Annotated in this window: 20 protein-coding genes and 1 pseudogene; 13 read left to right on the top strand and 8 right to left on the bottom strand. The window is 71.0% G+C overall.

What is annotated here, in order from left to right; genetic code table 11:
* The first annotated feature begins 16 nt into the window (after positions 1-16).
* From J0670_RS00270 to J0670_RS00250, 5 genes are all read left to right on the top strand, one after another.
* Positions 17-529: an NUDIX domain-containing protein gene (locus J0670_RS00270; protein WP_207808396.1), complete on the top strand. Its 513-nt coding sequence runs from the start codon at positions 17-19 to the stop codon at positions 527-529.
* A 118-nt stretch (positions 530-647) separates the two neighbouring features.
* Complete coding sequence (locus J0670_RS00265; RefSeq protein WP_207808395.1) at positions 648-1,172, top strand: GNAT family N-acetyltransferase; 525 nt, start codon at positions 648-650, stop codon at positions 1,170-1,172.
* A 127-nt stretch (positions 1,173-1,299) separates the two neighbouring features.
* On the top strand, positions 1,300-1,803 hold the full coding sequence (locus J0670_RS00260) for a hypothetical protein (RefSeq protein WP_207808394.1): 504 nt from the start codon (positions 1,300-1,302) through the stop codon (positions 1,801-1,803).
* A 151-nt stretch (positions 1,804-1,954) separates the two neighbouring features.
* The gene (locus J0670_RS00255; RefSeq protein WP_207808392.1) at positions 1,955-4,000 is read left to right on the top strand and encodes a putative Ig domain-containing protein; all 2,046 of its coding nucleotides are present in this window, start codon (positions 1,955-1,957) and stop codon (positions 3,998-4,000) included.
* 142 nt (positions 4,001-4,142) lie between these two features.
* Positions 4,143-5,087: a DUF5996 family protein gene (locus tag J0670_RS00250; RefSeq protein ID WP_207808390.1), complete on the top strand. Its 945-nt coding sequence runs from the start codon at positions 4,143-4,145 to the stop codon at positions 5,085-5,087.
* A gap of 47 nt (positions 5,088-5,134) precedes the next feature.
* Here J0670_RS00250 and J0670_RS00245 read toward each other — a convergent pair whose 3' ends face one another.
* The 3 genes from J0670_RS00245 to J0670_RS00235 all read right to left on the bottom strand — a co-directional run bounded on the left by J0670_RS00245 (position 5,135) and on the right by J0670_RS00235 (position 7,677).
* On the bottom strand, positions 5,135-5,962 hold the full coding sequence (locus J0670_RS00245) for an oxidoreductase (RefSeq protein WP_207808388.1): 828 nt from the start codon (positions 5,960-5,962) through the stop codon (positions 5,135-5,137).
* A gap of 186 nt (positions 5,963-6,148) precedes the next feature.
* Positions 6,149-7,342, bottom strand: a complete 1,194-nt coding sequence (locus J0670_RS00240) for a radical SAM protein (protein ID WP_207808386.1) — start codon at positions 7,340-7,342, stop codon at positions 6,149-6,151.
* Between the two features lie 65 nt (positions 7,343-7,407).
* Positions 7,408-7,677: a hypothetical protein gene (locus J0670_RS00235; protein ID WP_207808384.1), complete on the bottom strand. Its 270-nt coding sequence runs from the start codon at positions 7,675-7,677 to the stop codon at positions 7,408-7,410.
* A 191-nt stretch (positions 7,678-7,868) separates the two neighbouring features.
* Here J0670_RS00235 and J0670_RS00230 point away from each other — a divergent pair, with 191 nt between their 5' ends.
* A complete protein-coding gene (locus tag J0670_RS00230) occupies positions 7,869-8,057 on the top strand; it encodes a hypothetical protein (protein WP_207808422.1) in 189 nt (62 codons plus the stop codon).
* Between the two features lie 102 nt (positions 8,058-8,159).
* Complete coding sequence (locus J0670_RS00225) at positions 8,160-9,488, top strand: cytochrome P450 (RefSeq protein WP_207808382.1); 1,329 nt, start codon at positions 8,160-8,162, stop codon at positions 9,486-9,488.
* A gap of 47 nt (positions 9,489-9,535) precedes the next feature.
* On the opposite strand, the gene J0670_RS00220 is transcribed toward J0670_RS00225, so the two are convergent.
* The 3 genes and pseudogenes from J0670_RS00220 to J0670_RS00210 form a co-directional block, all read right to left on the bottom strand.
* Complete coding sequence (locus tag J0670_RS00220; RefSeq protein ID WP_207808380.1) at positions 9,536-11,062, bottom strand: glycosyl hydrolase family 18 protein; 1,527 nt, start codon at positions 11,060-11,062, stop codon at positions 9,536-9,538.
* A 186-nt stretch (positions 11,063-11,248) separates the two neighbouring features.
* Positions 11,249-11,479, bottom strand: a pseudogene (locus tag J0670_RS00215) (helix-turn-helix domain-containing protein); the annotation flags it as partial.
* A 13-nt stretch (positions 11,480-11,492) separates the two neighbouring features.
* On the bottom strand, positions 11,493-12,740 hold the full coding sequence (locus tag J0670_RS00210; RefSeq protein WP_207808420.1) for an RNA-guided endonuclease TnpB family protein: 1,248 nt from the start codon (positions 12,738-12,740) through the stop codon (positions 11,493-11,495).
* 136 nt (positions 12,741-12,876) lie between these two features.
* Here J0670_RS00210 and J0670_RS00205 point away from each other — a divergent pair, with 136 nt between their 5' ends.
* From J0670_RS00205 to J0670_RS00195, 3 genes are all read left to right on the top strand, one after another.
* Entirely contained in the window at positions 12,877-13,803 is a 927-nt protein-coding gene (locus J0670_RS00205; RefSeq protein ID WP_207808419.1) for an NADP-dependent oxidoreductase, read from the top strand.
* A gap of 265 nt (positions 13,804-14,068) precedes the next feature.
* Positions 14,069-16,117, top strand: coding sequence for a hypothetical protein (locus tag J0670_RS00200; RefSeq protein ID WP_207808378.1), 2,049 nt, complete (start codon positions 14,069-14,071; stop codon positions 16,115-16,117).
* 12 nt (positions 16,118-16,129) lie between these two features.
* Positions 16,130-17,947, top strand: coding sequence for a hypothetical protein (locus J0670_RS00195; RefSeq protein ID WP_207808376.1), 1,818 nt, complete (start codon positions 16,130-16,132; stop codon positions 17,945-17,947).
* Between the two features lie 47 nt (positions 17,948-17,994).
* Here the strand turns inward: J0670_RS00195 and J0670_RS00190 are convergent, their stop codons facing one another.
* Positions 17,995-19,728, bottom strand: coding sequence for an amidase (locus tag J0670_RS00190; RefSeq protein ID WP_207808374.1), 1,734 nt, complete (start codon positions 19,726-19,728; stop codon positions 17,995-17,997).
* 428 nt (positions 19,729-20,156) lie between these two features.
* Between J0670_RS00190 and J0670_RS00185 the strand changes: the two genes are divergently transcribed.
* Positions 20,157-21,200 (top strand): agmatine/peptidylarginine deiminase, encoded by a 1,044-nt coding sequence (locus J0670_RS00185; protein ID WP_207808372.1) that lies wholly within the window; start codon positions 20,157-20,159, stop codon positions 21,198-21,200.
* A gap of 89 nt (positions 21,201-21,289) precedes the next feature.
* Here J0670_RS00185 and J0670_RS00180 read toward each other — a convergent pair whose 3' ends face one another.
* On the bottom strand, positions 21,290-22,543 hold the full coding sequence (locus J0670_RS00180; RefSeq protein ID WP_207808370.1) for a phosphatidylserine decarboxylase family protein: 1,254 nt from the start codon (positions 22,541-22,543) through the stop codon (positions 21,290-21,292).
* Positions 22,544-22,967: 424 nt separating this feature from the next.
* Between J0670_RS00180 and J0670_RS00175 the strand changes: the two genes are divergently transcribed.
* Positions 22,968-24,404 (top strand): hypothetical protein, encoded by a 1,437-nt coding sequence (locus tag J0670_RS00175; protein WP_207808368.1) that lies wholly within the window; start codon positions 22,968-22,970, stop codon positions 24,402-24,404.
* A gap of 49 nt (positions 24,405-24,453) precedes the next feature.
* Positions 24,454-25,881 (top strand): hypothetical protein (locus tag J0670_RS00170; protein WP_207808366.1); only part of this gene is annotated, 1,428 nt, incomplete at its 3' end.

The raw sequence follows: 25,881 nt of genomic DNA, 5'->3' as shown, positions 1-25,881 counted from the left end.
CGTACCTGGAGCAGAGTTGAGCATCAGCACCCGCCTCATGGCCAAGCCCCCCGTCCGGCGCTCGGGCCAGCAGATCTTCGCCCTGCGGGAAGACCCCGGAGGCTCGGGCGAGTTCTTCGTCCTCCTCGCCGACCCCGTCTACAAGGACGGCCTGACCCTGCCCGGCGGCAGCGCCGAGCAGGACGAACTCCCCCACCTCGCGGCCCGCCGGCACCTGGAGACCGAGACCGGGCTCGTCCTCCCCCTCCGCACCATCCTCACGATCGACTACGTCCCGGCGGCCAAGTTCCCCGAGGGCCTCAACTTCGTCTACGCGGGCGGCGTCGTGACGCCCCAGCAGGCCGATGCGGTCCGCCACCACCAGCCCCCGGAGGAGATCCGCGCCCTCCACTGGATGCCCCAGTCCAAGCTGCACGACGCGATGGCGCCCGACCAGTACCGGCGCGTCCAGGACGCCTGGGACGCCTGGGAGCACGGCGCCGGCCTCCCCCTCCTCGTGAGCGGCGTCCCCGTCCCCGTCGGCAGCTGATCGAGACCACCGGCCCGCTCACCTGAGCGGGCCGGCGGCGTCCCAGCTCCCCACGCCCCCCACAGGCTCCGGCACGCCGTGGAACCGTCATGCAGGAAAGGAGACGCCGGTATTTCAGATGCGCGCGGCGACCGGGGCGGATGTTGCCGCGATCGCCGACATGGTCCGCGAGCGGTCCCGTTGGTTGTCGGAACGCGGGCTCGGCGAGTGCGAGGCGGCCGCCGACGAATTCGGGGCCCAGGCCGCGAATCCCGACATCCTCGTGTGGGTGCTGGAACACCGGGAGCGCGGCGTCGTCGGCTGCACGACGATCACGCGCGAGAACGCCCTCCCGCCGTGGGGCTTCACGGACGAGGAACGCGGCGAGCCCAGCCTCTTCCTCACGACCAGCTTCACCCGGCCGAACCCGTATCGCCTCGGACGCCTGCTCGCCTGGTGGGCCCTCGACCGCGCCGCCACCGAGGGCGTCCGGTGGGTGCGTCGCGGCACCGCCCAGGAGCAGTTGTCGCGCTACTACCAGCGGGACCAGGGCTGGCAGCTGCTGCGGGTGGCCGATCTTCCCGAGGCAAAGGTCCACCTCCTCCAGCGCCGGGCCGAACACCTGCCGGAACTGCCGGACCTCATGTCCGGGCGCGGCCTGTAGGAGCCGGCCTCCCCCTCCTCGTCCGGGGCGTCCCCGTCCCGGTCAACTGAACCGAAGACCACCCCAAGGCCCCTCCCCGGGCACCACCGCCCGGGGAGGGGCCCCCTTCCACGAGAAGAGCCCGAGCATGGCATCAGCAGCCGACAGGGCGCCCACAGGAACGTGCGGCTGCACCAGGCGGGACCTGGGCGGATGCGTGGGCGACCTCAACATCCCACCCCTGGGCGGACGTTACCGGGGCGGCCCCAGCGGACGGACCGGCATCCTCATCGACCTGCACCACGTCACCGACCCCGCCACCGGCGTCATCCACTTCACCCAGGCGACGTTCCGCGACGACGCCCCGTCCGTCCGCACCAGGATCTGGTCCATCAAGTGCGGCGGCCCGCCGAAGGTCGAGTCGATGGCCGCCGAGGCCCGCCCCCTGTCCGAGAAGGAGTTTGCCGACCTGATCGACCGCTACAACCGCGGAACGTCCCTCTCGGACCTGTGCCGGGAGCTGCACCGCTCCACCGTCTGGCTGGAGACCCGGTTCCGCGAGCGGGGCGTCAGGCTCCGCACCCCCGCCGAGTCCCAGCGGCTGTGGCGCCAGCAGAAGCGCGCCCGGGGCGCGGTTCCCAAGGGCGACTGAACGACCGGGCCACCGCTTCTCAGTGACGGCCATATAGCTGAAAAACGAGGCGTTGTCCAGGGCATCGGCGGCGTGTCGCTACGGGGTTCAGCCAGCGTGACATCGAATGAAATCTTCCGATTGTTCGTCAACATGCTATTCGGAGGATTCGATGAAAGCTGCCAGTGTTCTCCTGGCCGCCGCCATGCTGAGCGGCCAGCTGGCACTAGGAACGCCGGCGTCCAGCGCCGCCGGCAAGGACCCCGACATCACCACCGCCTGCGCGGGCACCGTCAGCGGGAGCATCTTCACGCTGAGCGCGGACTGCGACACGACGGTGACGCTGACCGTCCCGAACGGCTTCACCCTGGACGGGGCCGGGCACACGATCACCGCGCACGACGCCAATTCCGGGGCGAGCGACTTCTTCCACGGCCCGGTGCTCACCAACGCCGGGGCGACGATGAACCTCAACGACCTCACCGTGCGCGGCACCGGCTTCGCCTTCCACTGCGACAACGCGAACCCGACGGTCGGTGTGCAGTTCACCGACGCGAGCGGCTCGATGAGCGACGTGCGGGTCCTGGACATCACCCAGCACTCGGACTGCCTGACCGTGCACGGCATCCTGATCCGCTCCGCCGCCGTACAGCAGACCGTCACGATGGCCGACGTCACCGTCTCCGACTACCAGCGCACCGGCCTGCTGGTGATGGGCAAGGCCACAGTGGACGTCGGCGGCAGCACCTTCGGCCCGCCGGACCTGACCGTCCCCAATCCGGGCCGCCTCGCGCAGAACAGCGTCCAGTACGGCTCCCCCTCGCTGCCCGGCCCGTCCAGCGGAACCTTCGCCGACAACACCGTGTACGGCACCGCCTTCGGGACGGCCACGAACGTCTCCACGGCGCTGCTGGTCGCCGACGCCGACCCCTTGACCATCACCCGCAACACCTTCACCGGCGCCGGGACGGACGTCGGCATCGCGATCGTCAGCTCCCAGAACGTCACCGTGTCCTACAACGCGATCGGCCGCGGCGCCCCCGACCGCCCCGGCTTCCAGGACCCGTTCGGCATCGGGGTCAGCGTCGACGACGCCTCCGCGCCGACCACGAAGCTGATCTGCAACACCTTCGCCGGCTGGAACGAGAACCTGGAGAACATCACCCAGCCGCCCTGCATCACCACCACCACGATCCCCTGCGCGCCGGTCGACCAGCCGTACAGCGCCACCCTGCACGCGACGACCGAGAACCCCTCGCCGCAACTGACCTGGAGCCTGGTCACCGGGCCGATGCCGCCGGGGCTGACGCTGAACGCGGACGGCACCATCACCGGCACCCCGACCGTGGCCGGCACCTACACGATCACCGTGCAGGTCTCCGACCCGGTGGACGGCACCTCCACCGGCCAGGTCACGCTGTGCATCACCCCGGTGGCCGTGACCGGCATCGAGGTGGACAAGTCGGTGGTGACACCCGCCCCCTACTCCGTGGGGCAGACGGTCACCTACTCCTACACCGTCCGCAACACGGGCACCGTGGAGCTGACCGGCGTCGCGGTGGCCGACGACCACGTCACCGGCATCAGCTGCCAGTCGACCACGCTGGCGCCGTCGGGCAGCCCCGGTTCCACCACCACCTGCACCGGCACCTACGTCATCACCGCGGCCGACGGCGCGGCGGGCTCCGTGACCAACACCGCCACGGCCAGCGGCGTCGCGAACGGCGTGACGATCACCTCCCCGACGACCCGGCTGACCCTGCCGGTCGGAGCGCCCCACCTCACCCTGAAGAAGCGAGTGCTCTCCAGCGGCCCGTTCACCATCGGGAGCAAGATCGAGTACACCTACACCGTCACCAACACCGGCAGCACCCCGCTGACCGGCATCACCGTCACCGACGACCGGGTCGCCGACGTCACCTGTGACGCGACCACCCTCGCCCCCGGTGCCAGCACCGTCTGCCACGGCACCTACACGATCACGTACACCGACGCCATCGCGTGCAGGACGGGCAAGGACAACCGCGGCGGCGGCGACCACGACAGGCACTGCACGGTCACCAACGTGGCGACGGCCACGGGAACCGACCCGCAGGGCAAGCAGGTCACCAGCGAGCCCGCCAAGGCCATCGTCCCGGTGGACATCAGGCACCACTGCCACGGCAAGCCCGACGGCAAGGAAGGCTGCGACACCTGGGCCGCGCTCGACGTCCGCTAGAACCCGAGCCCGCTCCACGGCGCCCCCTCCGGATCCGGCCCGACACGGCCGGCTCCGGAGGGGGCGCGGCGCGTGCGCGAGGCCCGGGTGCGGGGGCCGGGCGCGGATGCGGGGGCGCCCCGGCGGGCCTAGCGTTGCCGGCATGGAGCTGTTCCCCCCGATCCCGCTGTCGCAGTGGCAGGACTCCAAGGAGACGGTGCACCGGTTCGCCCAGGTCGTCGGCAAGATCCGCCTGGCGTACAGCGCGCGGCGCAACCACTGGTGGAACGTCCCCTACCACCTCACCGGGCGCGGCATCACCACCCGCCCGATGGCCGTGGCCGACGGGGGCGGGACGTTCTGCATCGACTTCGACTTCGTCGACCACCGGCTGGTGGTCTGCTCCTCGGACGGCCGCAGGATCTCCTTCCCGCTCACCGGGCAGTCCGTGGCGTCGTTCTACCGCCAGACGCTCGACGCCCTCGCCCTGATCGGCGTGACGGTCTCCCTCCCCCACCCGCACCCGTTCGACCTGCCGGACGCCGGCCGGCCGTTCACCGACGACACCGAGCACGCCGCCTACGACCCGTTCTGGGTCAACCGCTACTGGCAGGTGCTGGGCCAGGTCAACCTGGTCCTGGAGGAGTTCGCCTCCCGCTTCTGCGGGAAGACCAGCCCGGTGCACCACTTCTGGCACACCTTCGACATCGCCGTCACCCGCTTCTCCGACCACAAGGTCGACCAGCCCCCGACCGTCGACCCAGTCACCCGCGAGGCCTACTCCCGCGAGGTCATCAGCTCCGGGTTCTGGTTCGGCGACGACGCCGTCCCCCGGCCGACGTTCTACTCCTACGCGGCGCCCGAGCCCGACGGCCTGGCCGACTGCCCGCTCGTGCCCGGCTCCGCCCGCTGGATGGAGCGCCACGGCAGCCACCTGGCCGTCCTGGACTACGACGACGCCCGTGGCAGCGAGGACCCCCGCGGCACGGTCCTCGGCTTCTACGAGTCCGTCTACCGCTCCGCCGCCCGCCTCGACCACTGGAACGTCGGCGGCGAGGCCTCGCCCGGCGGCGTCACGGACCCGGTGGCCGCCCGGGCCGGCGGCTGACCGCACGCGCACCCGGGCGACCCGCCCGCCCCGTCACAGGTCAGAGGTCAGAGGGCGGTGGACAGCGCCACGTGGCGCCACTGGTCGAGTTCGCGCCGCACCCGGTCCAGCTTCGCCTCGACGCGCTCGACCGCGTCCGCGCCCAGTTGGAGGCGCAGCGGGGGTTCGGCGGTCTCGGTGATGTCGACGATGGCCTTGGCGGCCTTGGCCGGGTCGCCGGGCTGGCGGCCGTCCTTGGTGGCCATGGCCTCGCGCACCGGTCCCGCGCCTTCGGTGTAGTCGGCGATGGTGGCCGGCTCGACGCGCAGGCTGGCGTCGGTGAGGAAGTTCGTGCGGAAGCTGCCCGGCTGGATGATGGTGACGCGGATGCCGAGGGGGGCGAGTTCGCCGTGCAGGGCTTCGGTGATGCCTTCGAGGGCGAACTTCGAGGCGCCGTACAGGCCCATCGCCGGTGCGGTGGCGAAGCCGGCCATGGAGCCGATGGTCAGGACGTGGCCGGACCGCTGGGCGCGCAGGGTCGGCAGGGTCGCGCGCAGGGTGTTGAGGACGCCGAACACGTTGACGTCGAACTGCGCGCGGGCGGCCTGGTCGGAGACCTCCTCGATCGCGCCGACGATGCCGTAGCCGGCGTTGTTGACCACGACGTCGATGCGGCCGAAGCGGTCCAGTCCGGCCCGGACGGCGGCCTCCAGCTGCTCGGGTTCGGTCACGTCCGCGGTCACCGCCAGCAGCGCGTCCGCCTTGTGCGGGTGCGCGTCGAGCAGCGCCGAGACGTCCCTCGCCGTGGCGATGACGCTGTGCCCCCGCTCCAGTGCCTCGCGGGTGATCTCCGCGCCGAACCCCCGCGACGCGCCGGTGACAAACCAGATGCTCATGTTCTCCCCTGTTCCGATGGCCCGGTGGGCCGACGGGTCGACGTTAGCCTCTGGAGTCCGCTGCGGATCAACAGCAGCGTGACGCAGGGGCGTTCATCGACCTGGCCATCGGTGAGGGCAGCCGGACGGCCATGCCGGTTCTTCGTCAACTCGCCTGCGGGTTCGCCCACTCGAAGGGGAGACGCGTCACGCCGGGGTGCGGGCCTCGGGGGGCTGCGCCAGGACGTCCGGCAGCAGCGCCGCGAGCAGCTGCGCGTTGTCCAGGACGACCGCGTTCAGGCGCTCCGTCAGGTACTCGTCGCAGATCCGCCGGATCGTCGCCGCGTCCGGGCCGGTCATGACCGACTCGCAGAGCTGGCAGGCGGACAGCGCGTCCCGGGGGTCGGGCAGCCGGGCGGCGAGGTCGGGGGCGCGCTCGGCGAGGATCTCGTAGAGGAGCCGGAACCCTCCGTCGGCGATGACCCGGAAGTAGGCGTCGCCCTCCTGCGCGTCCAGCAGGTCGGCGACGCTCTGGCGCCGCCAGTCGCCGATCCGCAGCTGGGGCATGTCGTAGCCGGCGTAGATGCTGCAGCACGGCTGCGCCAGGCCGTCGCGCGCGTAGACCACCAGTTCCTGGACGCCGCGGCCCGGGCAGATGAGGTTCTGCGCCGCGTCCGGCGACACCGTGCGCAGGCGCAGGTCGAGGTCCTTGCCCCGGCCGGCCGGTTCGGCGTGCCCGGCGACCAGGCTGAAGTTGGCGTACTGCTCGTAGGCGGAGACGTCGATGCCGTAGTTCGCGTGGCAGTCCCCGTCCTCCTTGAAGCTGCCGGTCAGGCAGACCCGAAGGCCTGCCCGCATGCACGCGTCGATCCCGTTCTGGACGGTCTGGGGGGCGACGAACTCCCCGTGCGAGGGGTCCCAGGAGAAGGTCACCCGTGCGACGCCGTGCTCGATCATGTTCTCGGCGATCAGGAAGGCCCGCTCCCGGTTGCGCGCCCAGAAGCCGTTGGTGATGGAGCCGAACAGCCGGCCGCGCTCCTTGCAGATCGAGGCCAGCCGGTACACCAGCCGCCGGCGCGTGTACGGCTCGCCGCCGGTCACGCAGATCTCGTCGAACGGCAGCTCACAGGCCTCCTGGACCATCCGGACGCAGTCCTGTTCGCTCAACGCGGAGTCCAGGTACGGGTGGCAGCAGAAGTCGCAGGCGATGTTGCACCGGTCGGTGACCGAGAGCGCGAAGATCCTCGCCGGCCCGCTCTTCAGGTCGGCGCCGCACGCCATGTTCGCGGCGATCGCCCAGTACGGGACGTTGGGGTGGACCCGCACCACCGTCTCACCGTCGTTGATCGAGACGACGCCCCCGTCGCGGTACTCCCAGGAACGCACGTGTGTCCTCGTCATCGGGGCCTCCGGGGCTGAAGGGGCGCTGAAGGAGCGCTGAGTGTGCGCAGAGGATCTGGAGGCGCTCAGAAGATGATGATCGACCTGGTGTTGCGCCGGGTGTCGCTCTGGGAGGCGAAGACGAGCGCGTTCACGGGGCCGCCCGCCTCGTCCGGGGCCGGTTCGATGACGTCGAGCTTCGACACCAGCTTGACCTCCTCGGGCCTCACGCCCAGCTCGACGAGCGCGTCCGTGAAGCGGGCGACCAGCCGGAGCCGGGTGACCGGGTCGTTGTTGATCCGCTTGATCAGCTCGGCGACGGACGGGGGAAGCGGTTCGGGAGCGTTGGCAGTCATGGTCTCTCCCTGGAGGTGGCACTGACATGGACGGCGGAGCCCGCCGAACTCCCGGCCCCTGAGGCCCCGACCCGGATCACCGCCCGGGCGGCGGCCCCCAACGGACTCCTCCCCCAGCGTGCGCCGCGCGCACCGATCGCGCGACCGCAACGGTCGTAGCCCGGCTTCACCACCCCTGGCATTACCTTCTCATGACCTTCCGCATACCAAACGACCACCGCTCAGAAAGTGCCGCATATGGCATATGTGAAAAAATTGCAATACGGCACGCGCTTGGTGCCGAAGCCAGGCGAGAGGAGTGCATCATGATCGCCAAGCTGCTCCGCAAGCTGTCCTTCACCCGCCACTACGGTGCGTACGGCGAACACGACTGGAGCTGACCGCACCGCCGGCGGGAGCCCCCGGGCGCCCGCCGGCTCTCGGCCCCGGCCGTGCTGCCGACGCCGCCGGCCCGGACAGGTACGAGCGTCAGGGGCGATCCCATGAGCCCAGTGAACGAGCCGCCGCGGCCGCCCGGAGCGGGCTTCGCGGCGTGGAGCCGCGACCGGCTGGCCCTGGCACGCCGCGGCGCCGAGGAGTGCGGCGACCTCTGGCAGCTGGAACCGGGCGTCTACGTGGCCGCCACGGCCGAACCGTGCGAAGCGGTCCTGCACCGCGGCAGGGACTTCCCCAAGCCGCCCTCCCCGCTCTTCCCCCCGCTCAAGCGGCCGGGCGCGGCGACGACGCCCGAGGAGCGCGCGCACGCCCACGCCGCCCGCATGCGCGGGCTGCGCCCGCAGGCGGTCGCGGCCCGGATCGGCGAGATAGCGGCCGACACCGCCCGCTTCGTCGACCAGTGGCCCACCGGCCGGGACGTCGAGGTCCTGCCCCCCATCCGCCGCGCCCTGGCGGAGACCGGCGTGCGCTACCTCTTCTCCGAGGACACCCCCGCCCTGCTGCCCTTCGCCTCCGGGCTCTTCGAGGCCCGGGAGGTGCTGGTGCGCCCCACGCGCTGGGTGTGGCCGCGCTGGGTCCCCACACCCGCGCGGCGCTTCCGCACCCGCCGGCAGGCCGCCTTCACCGACGCGCTGCGGCCCGTCGTGCGCCGGCGCCGCTCCTCGGGCCGGCTCGGTGACGACGTGCTGGGGCAGATGCTGCGGCCCTCCCCCCGCTACGGCCTGCTGCCGGAAAGGGTCATCCTCGACACCCTCCCCGGGATCACCGTCGCCACCTTCGAGACGCCGTCGCGGGCGGCCGGCTGGGTCCTGCTCCACCTGGCCCTGTACCCGCGGGCCGCGGACCGGATCGCCGCCGAGGCCGCCGCGCTGCCCGCGGAAGCCGCCGCCACCACCAGCGCCCACCTGGAGCGCCTGCCCTACACCCGCGCCGTGGTGCGCGAGGTGCTCCGGCTGCACCCCCCGAGCTGGCTGCTGACCCGCCACGCCGCACGACGGAGCCAGCTCGCCGGCTACACCATCGACGCCGGCTCCACCGTCCTCGTCTGCCCCTACACCGCCCACCGCGACGCACGGCAACACCCCGACCCGGACCGGTTCCAGCCCGAACGCTGGCTCGACGACCCGGGCGATCCCGACGACCCCGGTGATCCGGGCTCGCCGGCGAGCCCCGGGGTCTTCCTCTCCTTCGGCACCGGGGCGCACGGCTGCGAGGGAGCCGCCCTGGCCATGGCGATGCTCACCCTCCTGACCGCGCAGACCGCCCGCCGCTACCACCTGAGCGAGCCGCCCGGACCACAGCCCGGCTACCAGGTCACCACCTACGAAGGCCTCACGACCGCCGGCCTGCGGCTGCGCGCCACCGCGCGCACCTGATCCCCGCTTCCGGGGGCGGCCCGGCTCCATCTCGCGCCGGGCGGCGGTCAGTTCCTGCCGGTGACGTAGAGCGGCTTCATGTCGACGACGGTGGCGGTCGCGGTGTGGCCCAGGCCCTCGCGCGCGGCGTTGGCGAGCAGGCCGGTGTCGCCGTCGGCCCGGTAGGCGTACAGGCCGCCGAGCTTCTTGGCGCGCGCGTACTCGGCCTTGGCCCTCACGCTGCGCGGGGTGTCCAGCGAGATGAACACGCCGCTGTCCTGGTTGTAGAGGAAGTCGGCGTCGGCATGGGCGTCGGTGTACAGGGTGAAGCCGTTGCGGCCCTTGCCGCCCTCCAGGTCGAGGTAGTTGCGCAGCACGTCCGCCAGCTCGCCCTTGCCCGACTCGAACGTGCCGACCGTGCTGTCGGCGTACGCGTCGTAGACGCCCCTCAGCGGCGAGATCGAGCTGACGCTCGCCCGCTGGGCGTTGCGGGTGTGGGTGGCGTAGGCGAGGTGGATGACGCCCGGGGCGATCCCCAGGTCCTCGACCAGGTACGTCACCGCGGCGTCCGCGCTGTGCTGCCCGTCGGCACGGGGGTTGTGGCGCAGCGCGGTGTGGTGGCCCAGGGCGGGGGCCCAGGGGGTGCCGAAGGTGTCGAAGGCGAGGAGGTCGATACGCTGTGCGCCCGCGTCGACGAGCAGCGGGATGTTCATGGCCCGGAGCGTGTCGACGGCTACGGGGGCGGTGATGGCGATGGTGGCGTCGGGGAGCTTCTCGCGGACGGCGCGGATGAGCTGGGCGTAGTTCGCGGGGTCCTCGTCGCCGTACTCGTTGGCGTCGGCGCCCGGGGCGCCGGGGTACTGCCAGTCGAGGTGGAGGGCGGTGAACATGGGGAAGGCGGCGAAGATCCGGGCGAGGGAGTCGGCGAACGCCTCCCGGGCGGCGGCGTCCTTGGCGATGTGGTGGAAGGCCTGGCTCAACTCCCAGCCGCCGACGTTGAGTCCGACCTTCAGGCCCGGGTTCCTCTTCTTCAGGCCGGCGACGGCGCCGAGCAGGCCGTGGGCCTTGTCCTGGGTGAAGTTGGCGGCGGCGTCGTCGTTGAGGAAGCCGTCGAAGCCGAAGCCGACGGAGGCGAGGACGTCGCCCCAGCCGTCGGTGAAGGTGACCCGGCCGTTCTGGTCGGGCACCTGGAAGTCGCGGGCCGCGTTGGCGATCCGGTCCTTCCACGCGCCCTGGTCGCCGATGATGCCGGCGCCGCCGAGGACGAGTTCGTCGAAGGCGTCGGCGGGGATGCGGGTGATGTCGGCGCCCTGCCCGCCGCGGCTGTAGTCGACGTTGGTGTCGCCGGGGCCGTTGCCGTAGCGGGAGTCGTAGGCGGCGTCGGAGGCGATGTACCCGGACAGGGTCAGGCCGTTGCCGCCCCGGTAGGTGTTGAAGACCGTCTTGGCCGCCCGGTGCGGGGTGCGGGACAGCTTGCCGTCCTCCTTCGCGGGGTCGAAGCCGTTGGCCTGGTAGGTCTTCTCGGTCGCGCCCTTGCCCCATGTCTTGCCGTTGACGTCGGTGCCCGGGTCGGAGGCGTTGACCAGCTCACTCACGGTGAAATCCCCTCGCTTGCAACACGATGCGTGCGGTGGCCGCCGCTCGCCCGGCCGGGGCCGGGGCGGTTCGCCCGGACGCCGGTCGCGGCCCTGCCGCGCCGAATGCGTCGGAGCGCCGAACGGCCTGTTCCGGATGCATCATCGGTGACAGTGCGTCAGTCCCTCTGGGCCATATCTCGATCTTCACTCGATCGGGTGATTTTGGGGCGTTTCCGGTGACGCGAGCGCGCCCGGCGCCCCGCCGTGGGCCCGGAAGGTGTTGCGGTAGGCCTGCGGCGTGACCCCGATCGCCGCGTGCAGGTGCTGGCGCAGCGACGCTCCCGTGGCTAAGCCGATCTCCGTGGCGATCCGGTCGACGGGCAGGTCGCTGGTCTCCAGCAGGTGGCGGGCGCGGTGCACCCGCTGCTGGTTGACTTCCTCCCCGCCCTCAAGGGACGGGGATTCCGGCCGCGCGTGCCGCGCGGGGGCTGCGCCCCGTTCGGGTGCGGCTGGCCGGTGGTTGGCGCTTCACGGACCGGGTAGCCCCGAGGTCTCCACGCCCTGAGACCGCCTGCCCGGCGGCCTTGATGTTCTTCGCTGCGTTCACGTCGGCGTGGTCGATGTGTCCGCAAGCGGTGCACTCGAAGATCGCTTGGCTCTCGCGGTTCTTCGGGTCCACGTGCTTGCACACGTTGCACGCCTGGGAGGTATACGCGGGGTTGACCAGCACCACGTTGCTGCCCGTGTGACGGCCGGCGTTACGGAGTGCGAGTTCGAGCAGGTGCCATCCCTTGTCCAGGATGGCCCGGTTGAGGCCGGCTTTCTGCACGACATTGCGGCCTGGCTCGGCCGGGGTCCCGGACGCGGAAGCGGTCATGTTCCTGATCCGCAGGTCTTCCAGGACGACCAGCGCGGCACGGGTGGTGATGCGGTTCGCGGTCCAGGCGCAGAAGTCCGCGCGCCGGTTGCGGACGCGGCCGGTGATGGCGTTGATCGCCGTGATCGTCTGCTTGCGGCGCCGGCTGCCCTTCTTCTGTCGGGCCTGCTTCTGCTGCAACCGGCGCAACCGAGCCATCTCACCAGGTGTGGCGAACGGCCGGTCATGGAAACGACCTTCGCTGGTGGTCGCAGCGATCTTCACGCCCCGGTCGATCCCGACGGCCGTGGACGGCATGGCGTGCTGCTCGGGCGTGGTCTTGCCGTCCTCTACCAGGAACGAGACGAACCAGTGCCGTCCCTGCCGGGTGACGGTCGCCGACCGGACCTCACCGCCGATCGGACGTGACCAGCGAAACCGCACCCATCCGAGCTTCGGGAGCTTCGCCCGGCCCCACTTGCGGCCGAGCCGCTCCACCGTAATCAGGTTCCCGGCAGGGAAGCGGAACGACGGCGACCAGCGCCGCTGCGAGCGCCACCGGACCCTGAACGTCCCGTACTCACGGCACGCCCGGTCCAGATCGCGCAAAGTCTGCTGCAACACGTGTGACGGCGCATCCGCCAGCCACGGGAACTCCCGCTTCGCCTCGGCAAGCTCCGCGGCCTGCGGCACGTAGTTCATCCACGCCCCGCGCCGCCGGTACTCCCTGCGCTGCTCCAGCGCGGTATTCCACACACTGCGGCAGATACTGCCGAACGTCTCACACAACTCGGCCTGATCGCCTGACAGTTCAAGCCGATACCTACGACCGGACAACATGAGGAACACCCCCTTCGGCAGCCGCGATCAACCTAGCGCACACCACCGACAAGCGAACCGCGCCGCTTCGCGGCCCCGAAACAGGGACCACCTTGCCCCGGCCTGAAGGCCGGGGACTGCGGCGAAGAGTTAACGGATCACCCAGGACACCCTCGGCGCCCCGGACGTCCTCCACGAGGCCGAGGTCGAACGCCCCGCGCCCGGCGTCGGCCAGATCCTCGTGGCCGTGCACGCCGCCGGGGTCAACCCCACCGACTGGAAGCACCGCGAGCGCGGCATCTTCCTCGGCGAGCCCCCGTACACGCTCGGCTGGGACGTCTCCGGCATCGTCGAGGCGGTCGGCCTCGGCGTCTCGCTCTTCGCGCCGGGCGACGAGGTGTTCGGCATGCTGCCCTACCCGTACGGGGCCGGGTCGCACGCCGAGTACGTCGCCGGCCCGGCCCGGGCCTTCGTGCCCAAGCCCGCCGCGCTGAGCCACGTCGAGGCGGGCGCGCTTCCGCTGGTGGCGCTCACCGCCTGGCAGGCCCTCGTCGACACCGCCCGGGTGCGGCCGGGGCAGCGGGTCCTGGTGCACGCGGCGGCCGGCGGCGTGGGACACGTCGCCGTGCAGATCGCCAAGGCCCGCGGCGCGCACGTCATCGCCACGGCCTCCGCCGCCAAGCACGACTTCGTGCGGGGCCTGGGCGCGGACGAGGTCATCGACTACCGCACCGCGGACTTCGTGGAGGAGGCCCGCGACATCGACGTCGTCCTCGACCCGCTCGGCGGAGCGGACCGGCTGCGCTCGCTGGAGACGCTGCGGCCGGGCGGCGTCCTGGTGACGATCCTGCCCCAGGACCTCGGCGAAGTGAACGACCGCGCCGCCGAGTTGGGCGTGCGCGCGAAGGCCCTGCTGGTCGAGCACGACCAGGCGGGCATGGCCGCGATCGCCTCGCTCACCGCCTCCGGCAAGCTGCGCGTGCACGTGTCCGCCACCTACCCGCTCGCCGAGGCCGCGAAGGCCCACGCCGAGGGCGAGACGGGCCGCGTCACCGGAAAGCTGGTGCTCACCGTCCGCCCGTAGCACGGCGCACGCACCCGCCGGCACCGGGCCAGGGACTCGCGGGCCAGGAACTCGCGGGCCAGGACCACACGCGGTCCGGGCCCGCGGTTCACGGCGTTCGGGACCGCGTACGGCCAGGAGGTCCGGCGTTCGGGGCCGGAGGTCGCGCCATTGGGATGGTTTGCCTACGCATCAGCCTCCCGGGCGCGGCGCCACGGGAACGGAGGGGCTGGGTCCCGCCCCGGCGGGCCTGCCCCGCTTCCGCTCCTCACGCAAGGTGTCATCCATGACCGACCCGCAAGGTCCCACCATGGCCGGTGGAACCCAGGCCATCACCTCCCAGGGCTACTACGTCACGTTCTTCCCCGACGCCAACAACTACGACCTGGTCAAGGAGGGGAAGAACCCCCACTACTACTGGATCCCGACGCAGCTGCGCGTCGCCCGCCGCGACGGCGACAAGGGCGACTTCAAGTTCAGCCTGCTGCGCTTCGTCGGCGGCATCGCGAACCCCACGAGGGAGGGGTCCGGAAACGGCGGGGAGGGCGGATCCGGGTCCAGGGCCTCGGGCGAGACGGTCGGCGGTCTGCTCAGCCTCACCACCACCGCCGCCATCCCGGCGGAGGCGATGAAGGACGCGCAGAAGCAGCTCATCGACAAGACCAACGGCAGTTCCAACGGGCTGTGGGACCACAAGGGCCTGACGCCCGAGTTCTCCCCCGTGGTGCTGATGTCCAACAACATCACGCTGTCCGACATCACGCTCACCAAGGAGGGATTCCACTACTTCGTGCAGGGCCGGGACGGCGCGGCGCCGGAACTGGTCACCAGCGGCGAGCTGGCCGACCAGGACGAGGAGCTGCTCCTGCGCGGGTCCCCCGAGAACGACGGGGACATCGGCAAGTGGTACTGGGTGCTGCAGGGAGCGGGCGAGGCCGGGATGGACCCGACCGCCGAGCACGCGTTCGCCGCACTGGTCGGCAACTACCCGTCGCAGATCCTCTACGCCGGCTTCCAGGGCACCACGACCAGCCCCGTCTTCGCGTCCTCCGTCATGCAGGTGCAGATGTGGACGCCCAAGGTCGAGTTGAAGATCTCCGGCAACTGGTCGTCGATCTACAAGCACTTCTCCGCCCACGCGACCGCCCACGGCTGGTTCGTCAGCGCCGACATCAAGGCGCGCTTCGACGAACTGCGCAAGAGCGGGGACGTCAAGGTCGAGATCAAGGTGCCCGGCAACTTCCCGGGCGCCGACAAGGTCGCCCAGCAGCTGAGCGAGCGCTCCGACCTGCTGGTCGACAAGTTCCTGGAGCTCGCCAACCGCGTCATCTTCGAACCCGCGGCACCGAAGGAGACGGCGGCGGAGGCGTCCTCCTCGGCCTCGGGGGCCAGTCCGTGGGGCTTCGCCGTCGCCCTCAAGGCCGGCATGGAGAGCACCACGCTGGAGCTGAGCTACCAGGAGACGAGTCAGTTCAGCCATCTGCAGACGCACGTGGTCTCCAGCTCGCTGGACGGCATGCTCCAGGAGATGGCGTCCGGCGGGGCGGAGGCGGAGAAGAAGTACTTCCCGCTGATCTACCTGGACGACTACCCCCACAAGCTGGTCCGCAACTGCGTGCCCATCGTCAAGTGGCAGACCGGGATCTTCAACAGCCTCTCCGTCCAGCTCGGTTACCCCGAGAAGAACGGGCAGCTGCTCTGGGAGGGCCACGTCTTCACCCGGCCGGCCACCGGGGACAAACCGGAGGTCTACACCTACCGGCAGGCGCAGAAGCGGCTCACGGACGTCACCAACCCGCCGGTCGGCTGGAAGCCGGACGTCACCTTCGTCAAGCGGACCGTGCACTTCGACGAACCCGACCCGAACGACGACTACGTCGTGGCCCACCTCGAATCCGGCCTGGGGGCGCTGGAGATCGACCCCAGCCCCAACGGCACCCCGCTCAACGAGGAACTGGTCGAGGTCCGGGGCGAGTCCGCCAGGATGGCCTCGACCGAGATCGCCTTCAAGAGCACCAAGAAGCTGTTCAAGGAGGACTGGTACCTCGAATTGGTGCTCGAACCGGTGGACGACGACGACCAGCCGCTCGACCGGCCGTCCGCGACCTTCATCGGCGTCCAGGCGGACATCAGCCTCAAACGCCACTGGGTCGTCTACCCCGTCGACCCCACCCACAAGTTCCGGTACCGCTACAAGGTCACCGTGACGGACCTCGCCGAGGACTCGGAGTGGACGTCCCCCTACCAGGTCAGCACCACGGACAAACTCAGCGTCAGGGTCCCGAAGAAGAACGATCCGGGGGTCACCTTCCGGTTCAGGAACTCCCAGGCGTAACGGGAGGCCGCCGTGAAGGGCCCGACCGAGATCGCCGGCGTCCGCACCCACGAGGCCGGCGGACACAGCTTCGTCTTCTACCCTGACGCGGACAATCCGGCTCGGGCACCCGGCCGGGCATCCGTCTTCCACTGGATGCCCGGCCGGCTCCACCTCGGCCGCACCTCCACCGGCTACGGCTTCCGGTTCACCCGCTACCCCCGGCGCGACATCGACGACCAGGAGGTCTGCGGCATCCTCCGGTTCACCCTGGCGCCCGACCCGTCGGAGGCCGCCGTCGACGACGCCCTGCGGGCGTTCCTGCTCTCCTGCCCCAAGGACGACCCCTACTGGGGCTGGACCTCCTACAACCGCGACGACTTCGTCCCGCTGACCTTCCAGTACACCCACACCACGCTCTCCAACATCGCGGCCCGGGCGGACCGCACCGCCCGCACCCTCGCCGGGATCACCCCCTGGTACTGCGAGACCCAGGGCGCGACCAGCGGCCCGATGTCGTCGACCGACGCACGGACCTACACCACGCTGATGGGGCGCATCCACACCCAGTGGCTGGAGGAGGCGATCGTCGACGGCACCGCGCCGCTGACCGTCAACCGCAGCCTGGGCATCGAGTTCACCGCCCCCGTGCGGCGCCTCACGGCCCAGGGCGACTGGCGCGCCATCCGCTCCGGCCTCCTGGCCACGGCCAAGGAGAGCGGAACCGGCACCCTCCTCACCCTCGACGCGCTCAGCCAGGCGGTCGGCCGACTGCGCGCCGACGGCCTCCTCACGATGGACTCCGTGACGGACGACACCGTCCCCGCCAAGGGCCCGTACCGCAGCCGTCTGCTGGACCACACCGGCTGCGCGGACGCGTACTTCCTGGAACTGGCACGGGGGGCCGTCCTGGACGGCCCCCCGGTGACGGGCACCGCGCTGACCGGGCCCGCCGACGGGCCCCCGAACCCCTGGGGGCCGAACTGGCAGGTCTCCGCCGACGACCCGCCAAAGCCGGCCCTGGCGCACACGAGCGAAGGCGGCTACCGCTACCTGCGGAGCCTCACCCTGGACACCCGCTTCACCGCGGAGTTCGACGAGATCCGGCGCGAGCCGTCGACGTACTTCTTCAACGTCTACCCGGACGACGAACGGCACGACCTGACCCGGGTCTTCCGCCCCGTCCACGTCCTCGACAACCCGGGCCTCGAGGCGTTGGCCGTGTCGTGCTGGTACCCCGACGAGACCGGAAAGTTCACCCTCCACAGCTGGAGCTGCCTCCGGCCGGGCCCCCCGCAGGAAGACCCGCCGCCGTGGTACTTCACGACGAAGTGGGTGCCCTACGAGTCGGTCAAAGAGATTCCGGCGGGGATGGAGGACTGGACCCCCAACACGACCTATGCGCGGCGGATGATCCGCGTCGGCCATCCGCCGACCGTGAACACCGAGCTCTTCGTGCTGAGCCGCAGCGACGACTGGAACCTCTACATCGACCCCGTGTCCAACGGCCGGCCGTTCGACGACATCGCCATCGACGTCTCGCCCGCCATGCTCAGCCACCTGGACGTGCACCCGATCCGGCTGCTGCCCGGCCTGCGGGCCGGCGAGAGCGCCGAGGTGTGGTTCGCAACGGCCGAGGACACGCACACGGCCGGCTTCGCGTGGCCGGACCGGGACGACGACCGGCCACGCCGGTGGATGGTGTTTCCCCCCAACGGGGCGAAGCTCTCGGGAAGGTTCCGCTACCGGACGACCGTCCACGACGGCGGCGGCGCCGTACGCACCGGCCCGTGGATCGAACGCCGAGGCAGCGGAGCCCTGTACGTGCGCATCCCCCGCCCAACCGGATGAGTCCGACCGATGACGCGGGCCCGGACCGCTCCCGGCCCGGCACGGCCCTACAGCCGTGGCGTACGCGGGGGTTCGGTGCGCCGCCGCCCGGTCGCCTCGAAGGCCGCGGCCAGGCGCAGCAGGAAGGTGTCGCGGTAGGCGGGCCCGGCGAAGGTGAGCCCCACCGGCATCGCGGTGTCCGCCATGGTGCCCATGGGCACGGTCACCGTGGGGATCCCCAGGTGGCGGGGCACCAGGTTGCCGTTGGCCACCCACACGCCGTTGGCCCAACCGTGGTCGGCGGTGCGCGGGTTGACGTCCGTGTCCGCGGCGCCGACGTCGGCCACCGCCGGGAACACGACCGCGTCCAGGCCCAGTTCGGCCATCCAGTCCTCGACGTCCAGGCGGCGTGTGAGCTCCAGTCCTCTGAGTCCCTCGGCCACGAACGGGAGCTTCGTGAACGGGGCCCCGTCCATCTCGCGGGCCAGTCGCGGGTAGTCGGCGATGCGGTCGTCCATGCCGTCGTAGCGGTCGGGCAGCGCGCCCTCGGGGTGCGGGAAGATCCGATTCCCGTCCACGTCGGCGATGGTGTCGAGCTTCGGGTCGGCGTTGGCGGCGACGAAGTCCTCCCACGACCAGGCCGCGAGTTCCGCGACCTCGATGTGCAGGTACTCGGGCGGCAGCAGACCGCGCTCGGCGATGGTGGGGGCTCCGAGGCGGTCGCCCTCGTAGTTGCTGACGGCCGGGAAGGCGACCTCGACCACGGTGGCACCGGCGGCCTCCAGGTCGGCGCGGGCCGCGGCCCACAGGGCCGTCACCGAGGCCGGTGTGAAGATGCGGCGCCCCATGGGGCCGCCCATCCTGGGCCCCGTGCCCGTGCCCGCCTCGGGGTCGGCGTTGACGTACATGCGCGGCACACCCAGCGTGATGCCGCGCAGGATCGCACGCGCCTCGTCGGGGCCCGAGGGGGCCAGCGCCGGGTAGGACTCGGGGCGCACGTCGCCGGCCCTGGGGATCCCCACCCACGGCTGGACGCGCCAGAAGTCGCCTCGCGTCCGGGTGTCGTCGGCCACGACGACGTCGAGGACTTCGAGGAGGTCGGCCATGGTGCGGGTGTGGGGAACCACCACGTCCATGCTGGGCACCAGCGGCCAGTTCCCGCGCACCGAGATGACCCCGCGCGAGGGCGTGTAGGCGCACAGCGCGTTGTTGGAGGCCGGGCCGCGTCCGCTGGACCAGGTCTCCTCGCCGAGCCCGAACGCGGCGAAGCTCGCCGCGGTCGAGGTGCCCGAGCCGTTGGAGGAACCGGAGCCGAAGGGGGCCGTGAGGTGGTCGGCGCTGTAGGGGCTCTCCGCGCGCCCGTAGAGGCCTCGCTGCATGCCGCCGTTGGCCATGGGCGGCATGTTCGTCAGCCCCAGGCAGATCGCGCCGGCGGCGCGCAGGCGCTCGATGGTGAACGCGTCACGCTGGGCCACCAGGTGCGCGAACGCCGGTGACCCGGCGGCGGCGGTGAGCCCGCGCACCAGGTAGCTGTCCTTGGCGGTGTACGGGATTCCGTCCAGCGGGCCGAGCGTCCGCCCGGCCGCGCGGCGGGCGTCGGAGGCTTCCGCCTCCGCCCGCGCCTCGGGGTTGTGGACCACGACGGCGTTCAGGGCCGTGGGTGTGCCCGGTGCGTCGTAGGTGGCGATGCGTTGCCGGTAGGCGCGCACCAGCTCGACGGCGGTGGTGCGCCCTTCCTCCAGTGCGGTCCGGAGTCGGGCGATCGGGGCCTCGACCACGTCGAAGGGTTCGGGGGGTGTCATGCGCTGACCTCCGTGGCGGGGGTGCTGCGGGACGGTTGGGGTGGCCCGGGCCGCCGACGGCGCTGAGGACGTCCAGCCTATCGAAGGGCGTGTTGACGCGCGCCCGCGGCGACTCGCGCAACGGGCCGGGCCCGCGGGCGACTTGCGGCCGCGGGGGCGGGCGCGCCGCCCGTCACCCAGCGTGGCGCCTGGCGCTGACTCTGTGTGAGGTGCGCGTCGGCCGACGCCGAGGCGCGGGTGCGCCGGCGCCGGTTCGTGCGGGTGGGGCCGCAACGGCGTCCGTCGCGGGTGGTCGGCGGCGGATGTCGTTCCTAGGGTGGAGGAGGGGGAAGCGAAGAACGGGCTCGGCGGCGTGCCGTGGCCACTCTCCTTCGGCCACTTCGGCGTGAGGGTGTTCGTGCGGTGTCGCGGAGCGGGACGGAGGAGTGATGAGCGACACGGCGAACGGCGGGTGGCGCATGCCCGCCGAGACCGAGCCCCAGGAGCGGACCTGGATGGCCTGGCCCACCCCCGGCTACAGCCTCGGTGAGGACCCCGAGGAGGCGCGCCGGGCCTGGGCCGAGGTGGCCAACGCGATCGTCGCGCACGGCGGGCAGCCGGTCACGATGCTGGTGACGGAGAGTGAGAAGGACCACGCCAAGCGGCTGCTGCACGGCGCGGACCTGCTGGAGCTGGAGCACGACGACGGCTGGGCGCGGGACACCGGTCCGACCTTCGTGGTCGATACCGCCGATGCGCGCCTGGGCGCGGTCGACTGGGTGTTCAACGGCTGGGGAGCCCAGGACTGGGCCCGCTGGGCCTGGGACGCCCGGGTGGCGACCGCCATCGCCGGGCAGGTCGGGGCGCGGGTCGTCCCGTCCGAACTGGTGGCGGAGGGCGGCGGGATCCACACCGACGGGCAGGGGACGTTCCTGGTCACGGAGACGGTGCTGCTGGACCCGTACCGGAATCTGGGGTGGACCCGGGAGCGGGTCGAGGAGAGCTTCCGCCGGATCTTCGGCGCCTGCGCGCTGATCTGGCTGCCCCGCGGGCTGACCCGCGACTACGAGCGCTACGGAACGCGCGGACACGTCGACCTGGTGGCCACCTTCACCGCCCCCGGCCAGGTCCTCGTCCACAGCCAGCGCGCCCCCGAACACCCGGACCACGAGGTGTCCCGGCGGGCCGTGGAACTCCTGCGGCAGGCCACCGACGCCCGGGGCCGGCCACTGGAGGTGACCGAGGTCCCGGCGCCGAGCACACTGCGCGACGGGTGTGGTGAGTGGCTCGACTGGAGCTACATCAACCACGTGGTCTGCAACGACGCGATCGTCGCCTGCACCTTCGACGACGCCAACGACGCGGCGGCGAACGCGATCCTGCGGGAGGCCTACGGGCGCGACGTCGTGGGGATCGACGCCCGGCCGCTGTTCGACCGCGGCGGCGGCGCCCACTGCATCACCCAGCAGCAGCCCCTCCTGCCGCCGGCCTGAGCCCCGGGCGCGCGAGCGCGACTGAGGCGATTCCCTGAACGAACGCCCCGACCCGCGAGGCGGGCCGAGGCGTTCGTTCAGGGGCCGGCTCACCGCATCAGCGTCGCGACCCTGGCGTTGACGAGGACGTTCTCGTCGTCCGGGACCTTGATGAAGTCCAGGTCCACGCCCGGGCCGAAGACCAGGCAGTGGGAGGAACCGCCGTAGTGGAACGAGCCGATCTGCTCGCCGCGTTCGACCCGGTCGCCGGGCTCCACGGTGACGTCGCAGGAGGACACCTCGCCCATGCCGATGGCGACGAAGCCCACCAGTCCGACGGCCGGCTTCGTGGCCTCGATGTAGACCACCGCGCGGGCGGCGAGGTGGGCGATGTACCCCTGCGACAGGTCGGGGGCGGCGGTGTCGCACAGGGCCGCGGGCGTCTGGGAGTAGTACGTGCCGGGGATGTTGCGCACGGCCCTGACCGTGCCGTCGACGGGGCTGTGCCAGCGGTGGTAGTTGAGGGCGCTGAGGAACGCCTGGTAGACGGTGCCTCCGACGTACGCGTCGGGCTTCGGCTCGTCCGCGCCCTTGTGGGCGGAGTCGAGCATGAAGTCGAGGGCGTACGGCTGGCCCTTGAGCCAGAACGTGTCCCGCAGCTGGACGTCGTGGGCCAGCCGGTAGGGCACGGACTCGGCCGCGCTGGTGACCACTGCCGGGTCGGTGTCCACGGGCCGCACGCCCTCCCGGAGCCTGCGCGTGAAGAAGTCGTCCCACGAGGTGAACCCGTAGTGCGGGGCGCTGGGGTCGCACACGAAGGTCTGCGCGAAGCCCGGCATCGCGGCCAGGGCCTTCTCGCCGAACCAGCCGGTCTCCGGGTCGTCGTTGAGCACGTAGGTGGATTCCGGGCTCTCCAGGTACACGCTCCACTCGTGGAGCATGTACCTGAGGGCCGCGTTGACCTTGTCGTCGAGGAACGCGGCGAACCCGGCCTGGGTGCCCATGGCCCAGTTCAGGATCGCGTTGATCGGGAAGCCGACGAGTCCGGAGGTGTTGAACGCGGGCGCGCTCTGGATGGCCTCGTTGAACAGGCGCAGCAGTTGGTCGACCGTCTTCACCTGGGGGAAGCCGGTCGGCGTCTCGCGGTGGGACAGCTGCCACAGCATGTCGTTGAAGAGCATGTAGATCTTCGGATCGCCGTTGATCAGGTCGCGCAGCCGCGCGACGGACGGCTTCAGTTCCTCGGTCTTGCCCAGCCGGTCCTTCTCCTTGACCCTCTCGATGAGGTCGTCCAGCCAGTCCCGCAGGAAGTTCTGGTCCGACGGGAGCCATGCGCCCGCTCGGACGGTGGAGGGCAGTGCCATGGGATTTCCTTGCCGTTGGACGTCTGGCCTTGCCCGGACGCATCTCGCCCCCTCGGTGATGACCGTGAGTCACGGTCGCAGCCCGCGTCCGGCGGTACGCGACGTACGGGCAGACCCTGGTACTTCCACCGTAGGCACGGTTTCGGGCGAATGGCGAGGGCTGCTCGGTTCGCGCGAGGGGGGGTGGTGAGCACGGTCGGTGACGGGCGTCCCGCCACCGCGGACGAGTGCCGCAACCGGCCTCCGCGGCAGGCGGGTTCGACCCGAGTGAGCACGGGAGTTGATGGTTTTCAGACCATCGGCCGACTGACCGCCGTCCGCATGAAAGCCTGTTCGCGTTCGTGACACGGATATACCGGTGCCGTAGCGTCCCCCACCAGATCGGCCACGAACCTCTTGTCCCGGCAATGGAGGAACACCCGCGATGGCGAACAAGCTGAGCGAGATCGGCAGTGCGTTCAGGAGCAACCTGTACGAGATCCTGTCGGGATTCGACAGCAAGACGAAACCGGTGGACAAGGACAGCTTCATCACCTGGTGCTCGCCCGGACTCCCTTTCGACGAAGGGGACTTCGACTTCGCGGAGCAGGGACTGGTGGGATCCGACAGCGCCCAGACGAAGCGTCTCGCGCTGCAGGCCTACAACTTCGCCCGCCTGGTGGACTTCATTCCGTCCGCCAACGGCGTGTACGACGGCATCGGCGTCTGGAAGCTGGACGACGGTTCCAGGCTCAGCACGGTCTACGGCCAGATCCTCAAGCAGTCGCAGCTCGCGAAGAGCGAGGTCTCCTCGAGCGAGAAGGAGGCGATCGAGAACGCGAAGAAGTACCTGTACACCACGGTCTCGAAGAAGACGCCCCAGGGCACGACGAAGAACATCAAGGTCGACACCGACGATTACAGCGACTACAAGGACTACAAGGACAAGTACCTGAAGGCCGTCCGGCAGTACAACCTGAAGCGCATCGCCGCCAACACCGCGGCCAAGGAGGACTCGGCGTCGGTCCTGGACTGGCAGCTGAACGGGCAGACGTACCGGGCCGAGATGGAGGCGGCCTGGGACGACTGGGTCAGCAAGGGCAACAAGAAGGACGTCGAGGACGCCCTCGACACGCTCACCATCACGGGCGAGCGCTCCCTCAAGTCGTGGCGCACGGAGCTCGGCAAGGACCTCAAGGACAGCGAGATGACCGGGCTGGCGGACCCGCTTCCGTTCCAGTACACCACGGTCGTGCCCAGCGGCTTCGCCACGGCCAAGGGGTGGACGGAGTACTCCCTGAGCCACTACCAGATCAGCGAGAAGAAGATCTCCGACACGAAGGACTGGCAGGCGAACGCCGGTGCGAACTGGGGGTTCTGGAACTCGGAGGGAAGCACGAAGCACCACTCGGAGCAGCACAGCGAGGACATGTCGGTCGACGACTTCGCCCTGTCGTTCAAGCTGACCCAGGTCCAGATCATCCGTTCCTGGTTCTCCCCCGAGTTCCTGGAGAGCCACGTGTGGAAACTGCCGCAGAACAGCACGCTGACCGATGTTCCCTCCGACGGCGGGAAGCCGCCCAAGGGCTCCTTCGTGGCGTACCCGCTCCAGATGTTCGTCGTCAAGGACGTCGTCATCACCTCCAAGGCCCTGGCCGAGGCGGCGCGCAAGGAGATCGAGGAGCACAAGACGTCCGGCAGCGTCGGGTGGGGCCCGTTCGCCGTCAGCGGCAGCTACGTCGGCAACCACTCCTCGGACACGTACGAGTGCACGATCGACGGAGCTTCGATCAAGATCCCGGGCATGCAGATCATCGGGTTCCGCAACCACCTGTTCGGCAGGATGCCCGACCCCAACTCGAAGATCACCGAATGGGAGTGAGACGGGGCGCCCGAGACGCGGCAGCGCAGGCCCGGACGCAGGAGGACGTGTGGGCGACGACCAGCTGACGGACGACCAGGCGGTCCAGGGCGTCCTCGCCAGGCTGCGCCAGATCTTCGCCGAAGGTGACCACCTGCTGAAGGCACCACCGGGCGACTGGGTGTTCGACGCCGACCACCTGCGCTTCGACCAGACCCTGAACGGGCCCCGGGCCGAGGCCCTCTACCAGTTCTCCCTGCTCGCCAACATGATCCCGGAGGGGTCGGGTGACGCGTGGAAGCACGAAGGCCGCCTGTGGGACGTCTACCGGGAGATCCTCGACGCGGAACTCGCCGACAGCGGCCTGTCCCCGGACGAGCGCAAGCGTTACCAGGAGGCCCACGACGAGCTGTACACGGCGTCGAAGGGCCGTTACGTGCCGTCGGCCGACCTCGCCGCCTACCGGCGCATGGAAGCGGCCTGGCGCCAGGCCGACAGGGAGTACCGGGACGCCGAGGCCGCGGCCCGCGCCTCCGAGGACCCCAGGGCCCTCGAACGATGGAAGGAAGTCGACCGGCCGCGACTGCAGGCGGCGCTCGACACGGCGGAGGACAACTGGCGCACGACCGGGTGCAAGGAGAAGATCGAGCGGGCACGCCGCACGCTGGACGAGCTGGGCAGCCGGCTGCCCAGTGAGATCTGGAAGCGCTACCGGGCCACCTTCGATCCGGCCAGGGCCGAGGACTGGGACACCAGTCCGGACGGTGCCAGGTACGCGGCCACCTCCTTCGAGCCGGCGGCGGTCGTCGACTCCGAGTGGTCGTCGGCCACCGTCGACGACCGGCAACTGCCGCCGGCGGGGGCCCAGGCGCCCACCGCGACCGACCGCACCGTCGAGTTCGAATACACCGCCGTCAGGCTCGACCGGCGCTGGTTCGACACCCCCCGCGAGCTCTTCACCTCCCGCGCCTGGCGCCTGCCACCGGACACCGAGCCGTTCAGCGACGGCGCGACGCCACCTGGCGGGCGCTGCCCCGCCTACGCGGAATCCGCCCTGTTCGTCCGCGGTATCAAACTGACCGAGAGCACGTTCGGCCGGCAGGACGTCCTCGACCTCGGCACGGTCCCGGCGGAGCAGGGTTTCTGGTTCAGCTTCGAGACCGGGGAGGTCTGTGAACGGGAACGGGCCGACGCCCAGGTGCAGGCCACCGACATCGGCCACTGGACGGTCCTCTCCCGCGCACCCGCCGCCCTGGACACCGACCCCGTGGACCGGCGGTTCGAGGAGATCACGCCCGCCGACCTGCGCAGGCGCGAGTGGTTCCCGGGCGGCTCGTTCGGCTACAGCCTGGACGGATCCGCGCCGGATCCGACCGACACGGTCGCGCTGCGCACCCGGTCCGGCTACTACGCCAAGCTCCAGTTCCTCACGGCCGACCACCGGTTGAACCTGAGGTGGGCCGCCACCGTCCCCGCCGTCCGGCCGCACAAGGACGGC

The organism is Streptomyces sp. FH025, from assembly GCF_017427025.1.
Lineage (GTDB): Bacteria > Actinomycetota > Actinomycetes > Streptomycetales > Streptomycetaceae > Kitasatospora.
This window is presented reverse-complemented; position numbering and strand designations above follow the sequence as displayed.

What these genes read in the sequence shown, in the direction of transcription:
- J0670_RS00185 (WP_207808372.1), top strand. Translation starts at nt 20,157, where the DNA reads ATGAGCGACACGGCGAACGGCGGGTGGCGCATGCCCGCCGAGACCGAG.
- J0670_RS00225 (WP_207808382.1), top strand. Translation starts at nt 8,160, where the DNA reads ATGAGCCCAGTGAACGAGCCGCCGCGGCCGCCCGGAGCGGGCTTCGCG.
- J0670_RS00255 (WP_207808392.1), top strand. Translation starts at nt 1,955, where the DNA reads ATGAAAGCTGCCAGTGTTCTCCTGGCCGCCGCCATGCTGAGCGGCCAG.
- J0670_RS00180 (WP_207808370.1), bottom strand. Translation starts at nt 22,543, where the DNA reads ATGGCACTGCCCTCCACCGTCCGAGCGGGCGCATGGCTCCCGTCGGAC.
- J0670_RS00200 (WP_207808378.1), top strand. Translation starts at nt 14,069, where the DNA reads ATGACCGACCCGCAAGGTCCCACCATGGCCGGTGGAACCCAGGCCATC.
- J0670_RS00175 (WP_207808368.1), top strand. Translation starts at nt 22,968, where the DNA reads ATGGCGAACAAGCTGAGCGAGATCGGCAGTGCGTTCAGGAGCAACCTG.
- J0670_RS00260 (WP_207808394.1), top strand. Translation starts at nt 1,300, where the DNA reads ATGGCATCAGCAGCCGACAGGGCGCCCACAGGAACGTGCGGCTGCACC.
- J0670_RS00210 (WP_207808420.1), bottom strand. Translation starts at nt 12,740, where the DNA reads ATGTTGTCCGGTCGTAGGTATCGGCTTGAACTGTCAGGCGATCAGGCC.
- J0670_RS00265 (WP_207808395.1), top strand. Translation starts at nt 648, where the DNA reads ATGCGCGCGGCGACCGGGGCGGATGTTGCCGCGATCGCCGACATGGTC.
- J0670_RS00245 (WP_207808388.1), bottom strand. Translation starts at nt 5,962, where the DNA reads ATGAGCATCTGGTTTGTCACCGGCGCGTCGCGGGGGTTCGGCGCGGAG.
- J0670_RS00190 (WP_207808374.1), bottom strand. Translation starts at nt 19,728, where the DNA reads ATGACACCCCCCGAACCCTTCGACGTGGTCGAGGCCCCGATCGCCCGA.
- J0670_RS00250 (WP_207808390.1), top strand. Translation starts at nt 4,143, where the DNA reads ATGGAGCTGTTCCCCCCGATCCCGCTGTCGCAGTGGCAGGACTCCAAG.
- J0670_RS00230 (WP_207808422.1), top strand. Translation starts at nt 7,869, where the DNA reads ATGACCTTCCGCATACCAAACGACCACCGCTCAGAAAGTGCCGCATAT.
- J0670_RS00235 (WP_207808384.1), bottom strand. Translation starts at nt 7,677, where the DNA reads ATGACTGCCAACGCTCCCGAACCGCTTCCCCCGTCCGTCGCCGAGCTG.
- J0670_RS00240 (WP_207808386.1), bottom strand. Translation starts at nt 7,342, where the DNA reads ATGACGAGGACACACGTGCGTTCCTGGGAGTACCGCGACGGGGGCGTC.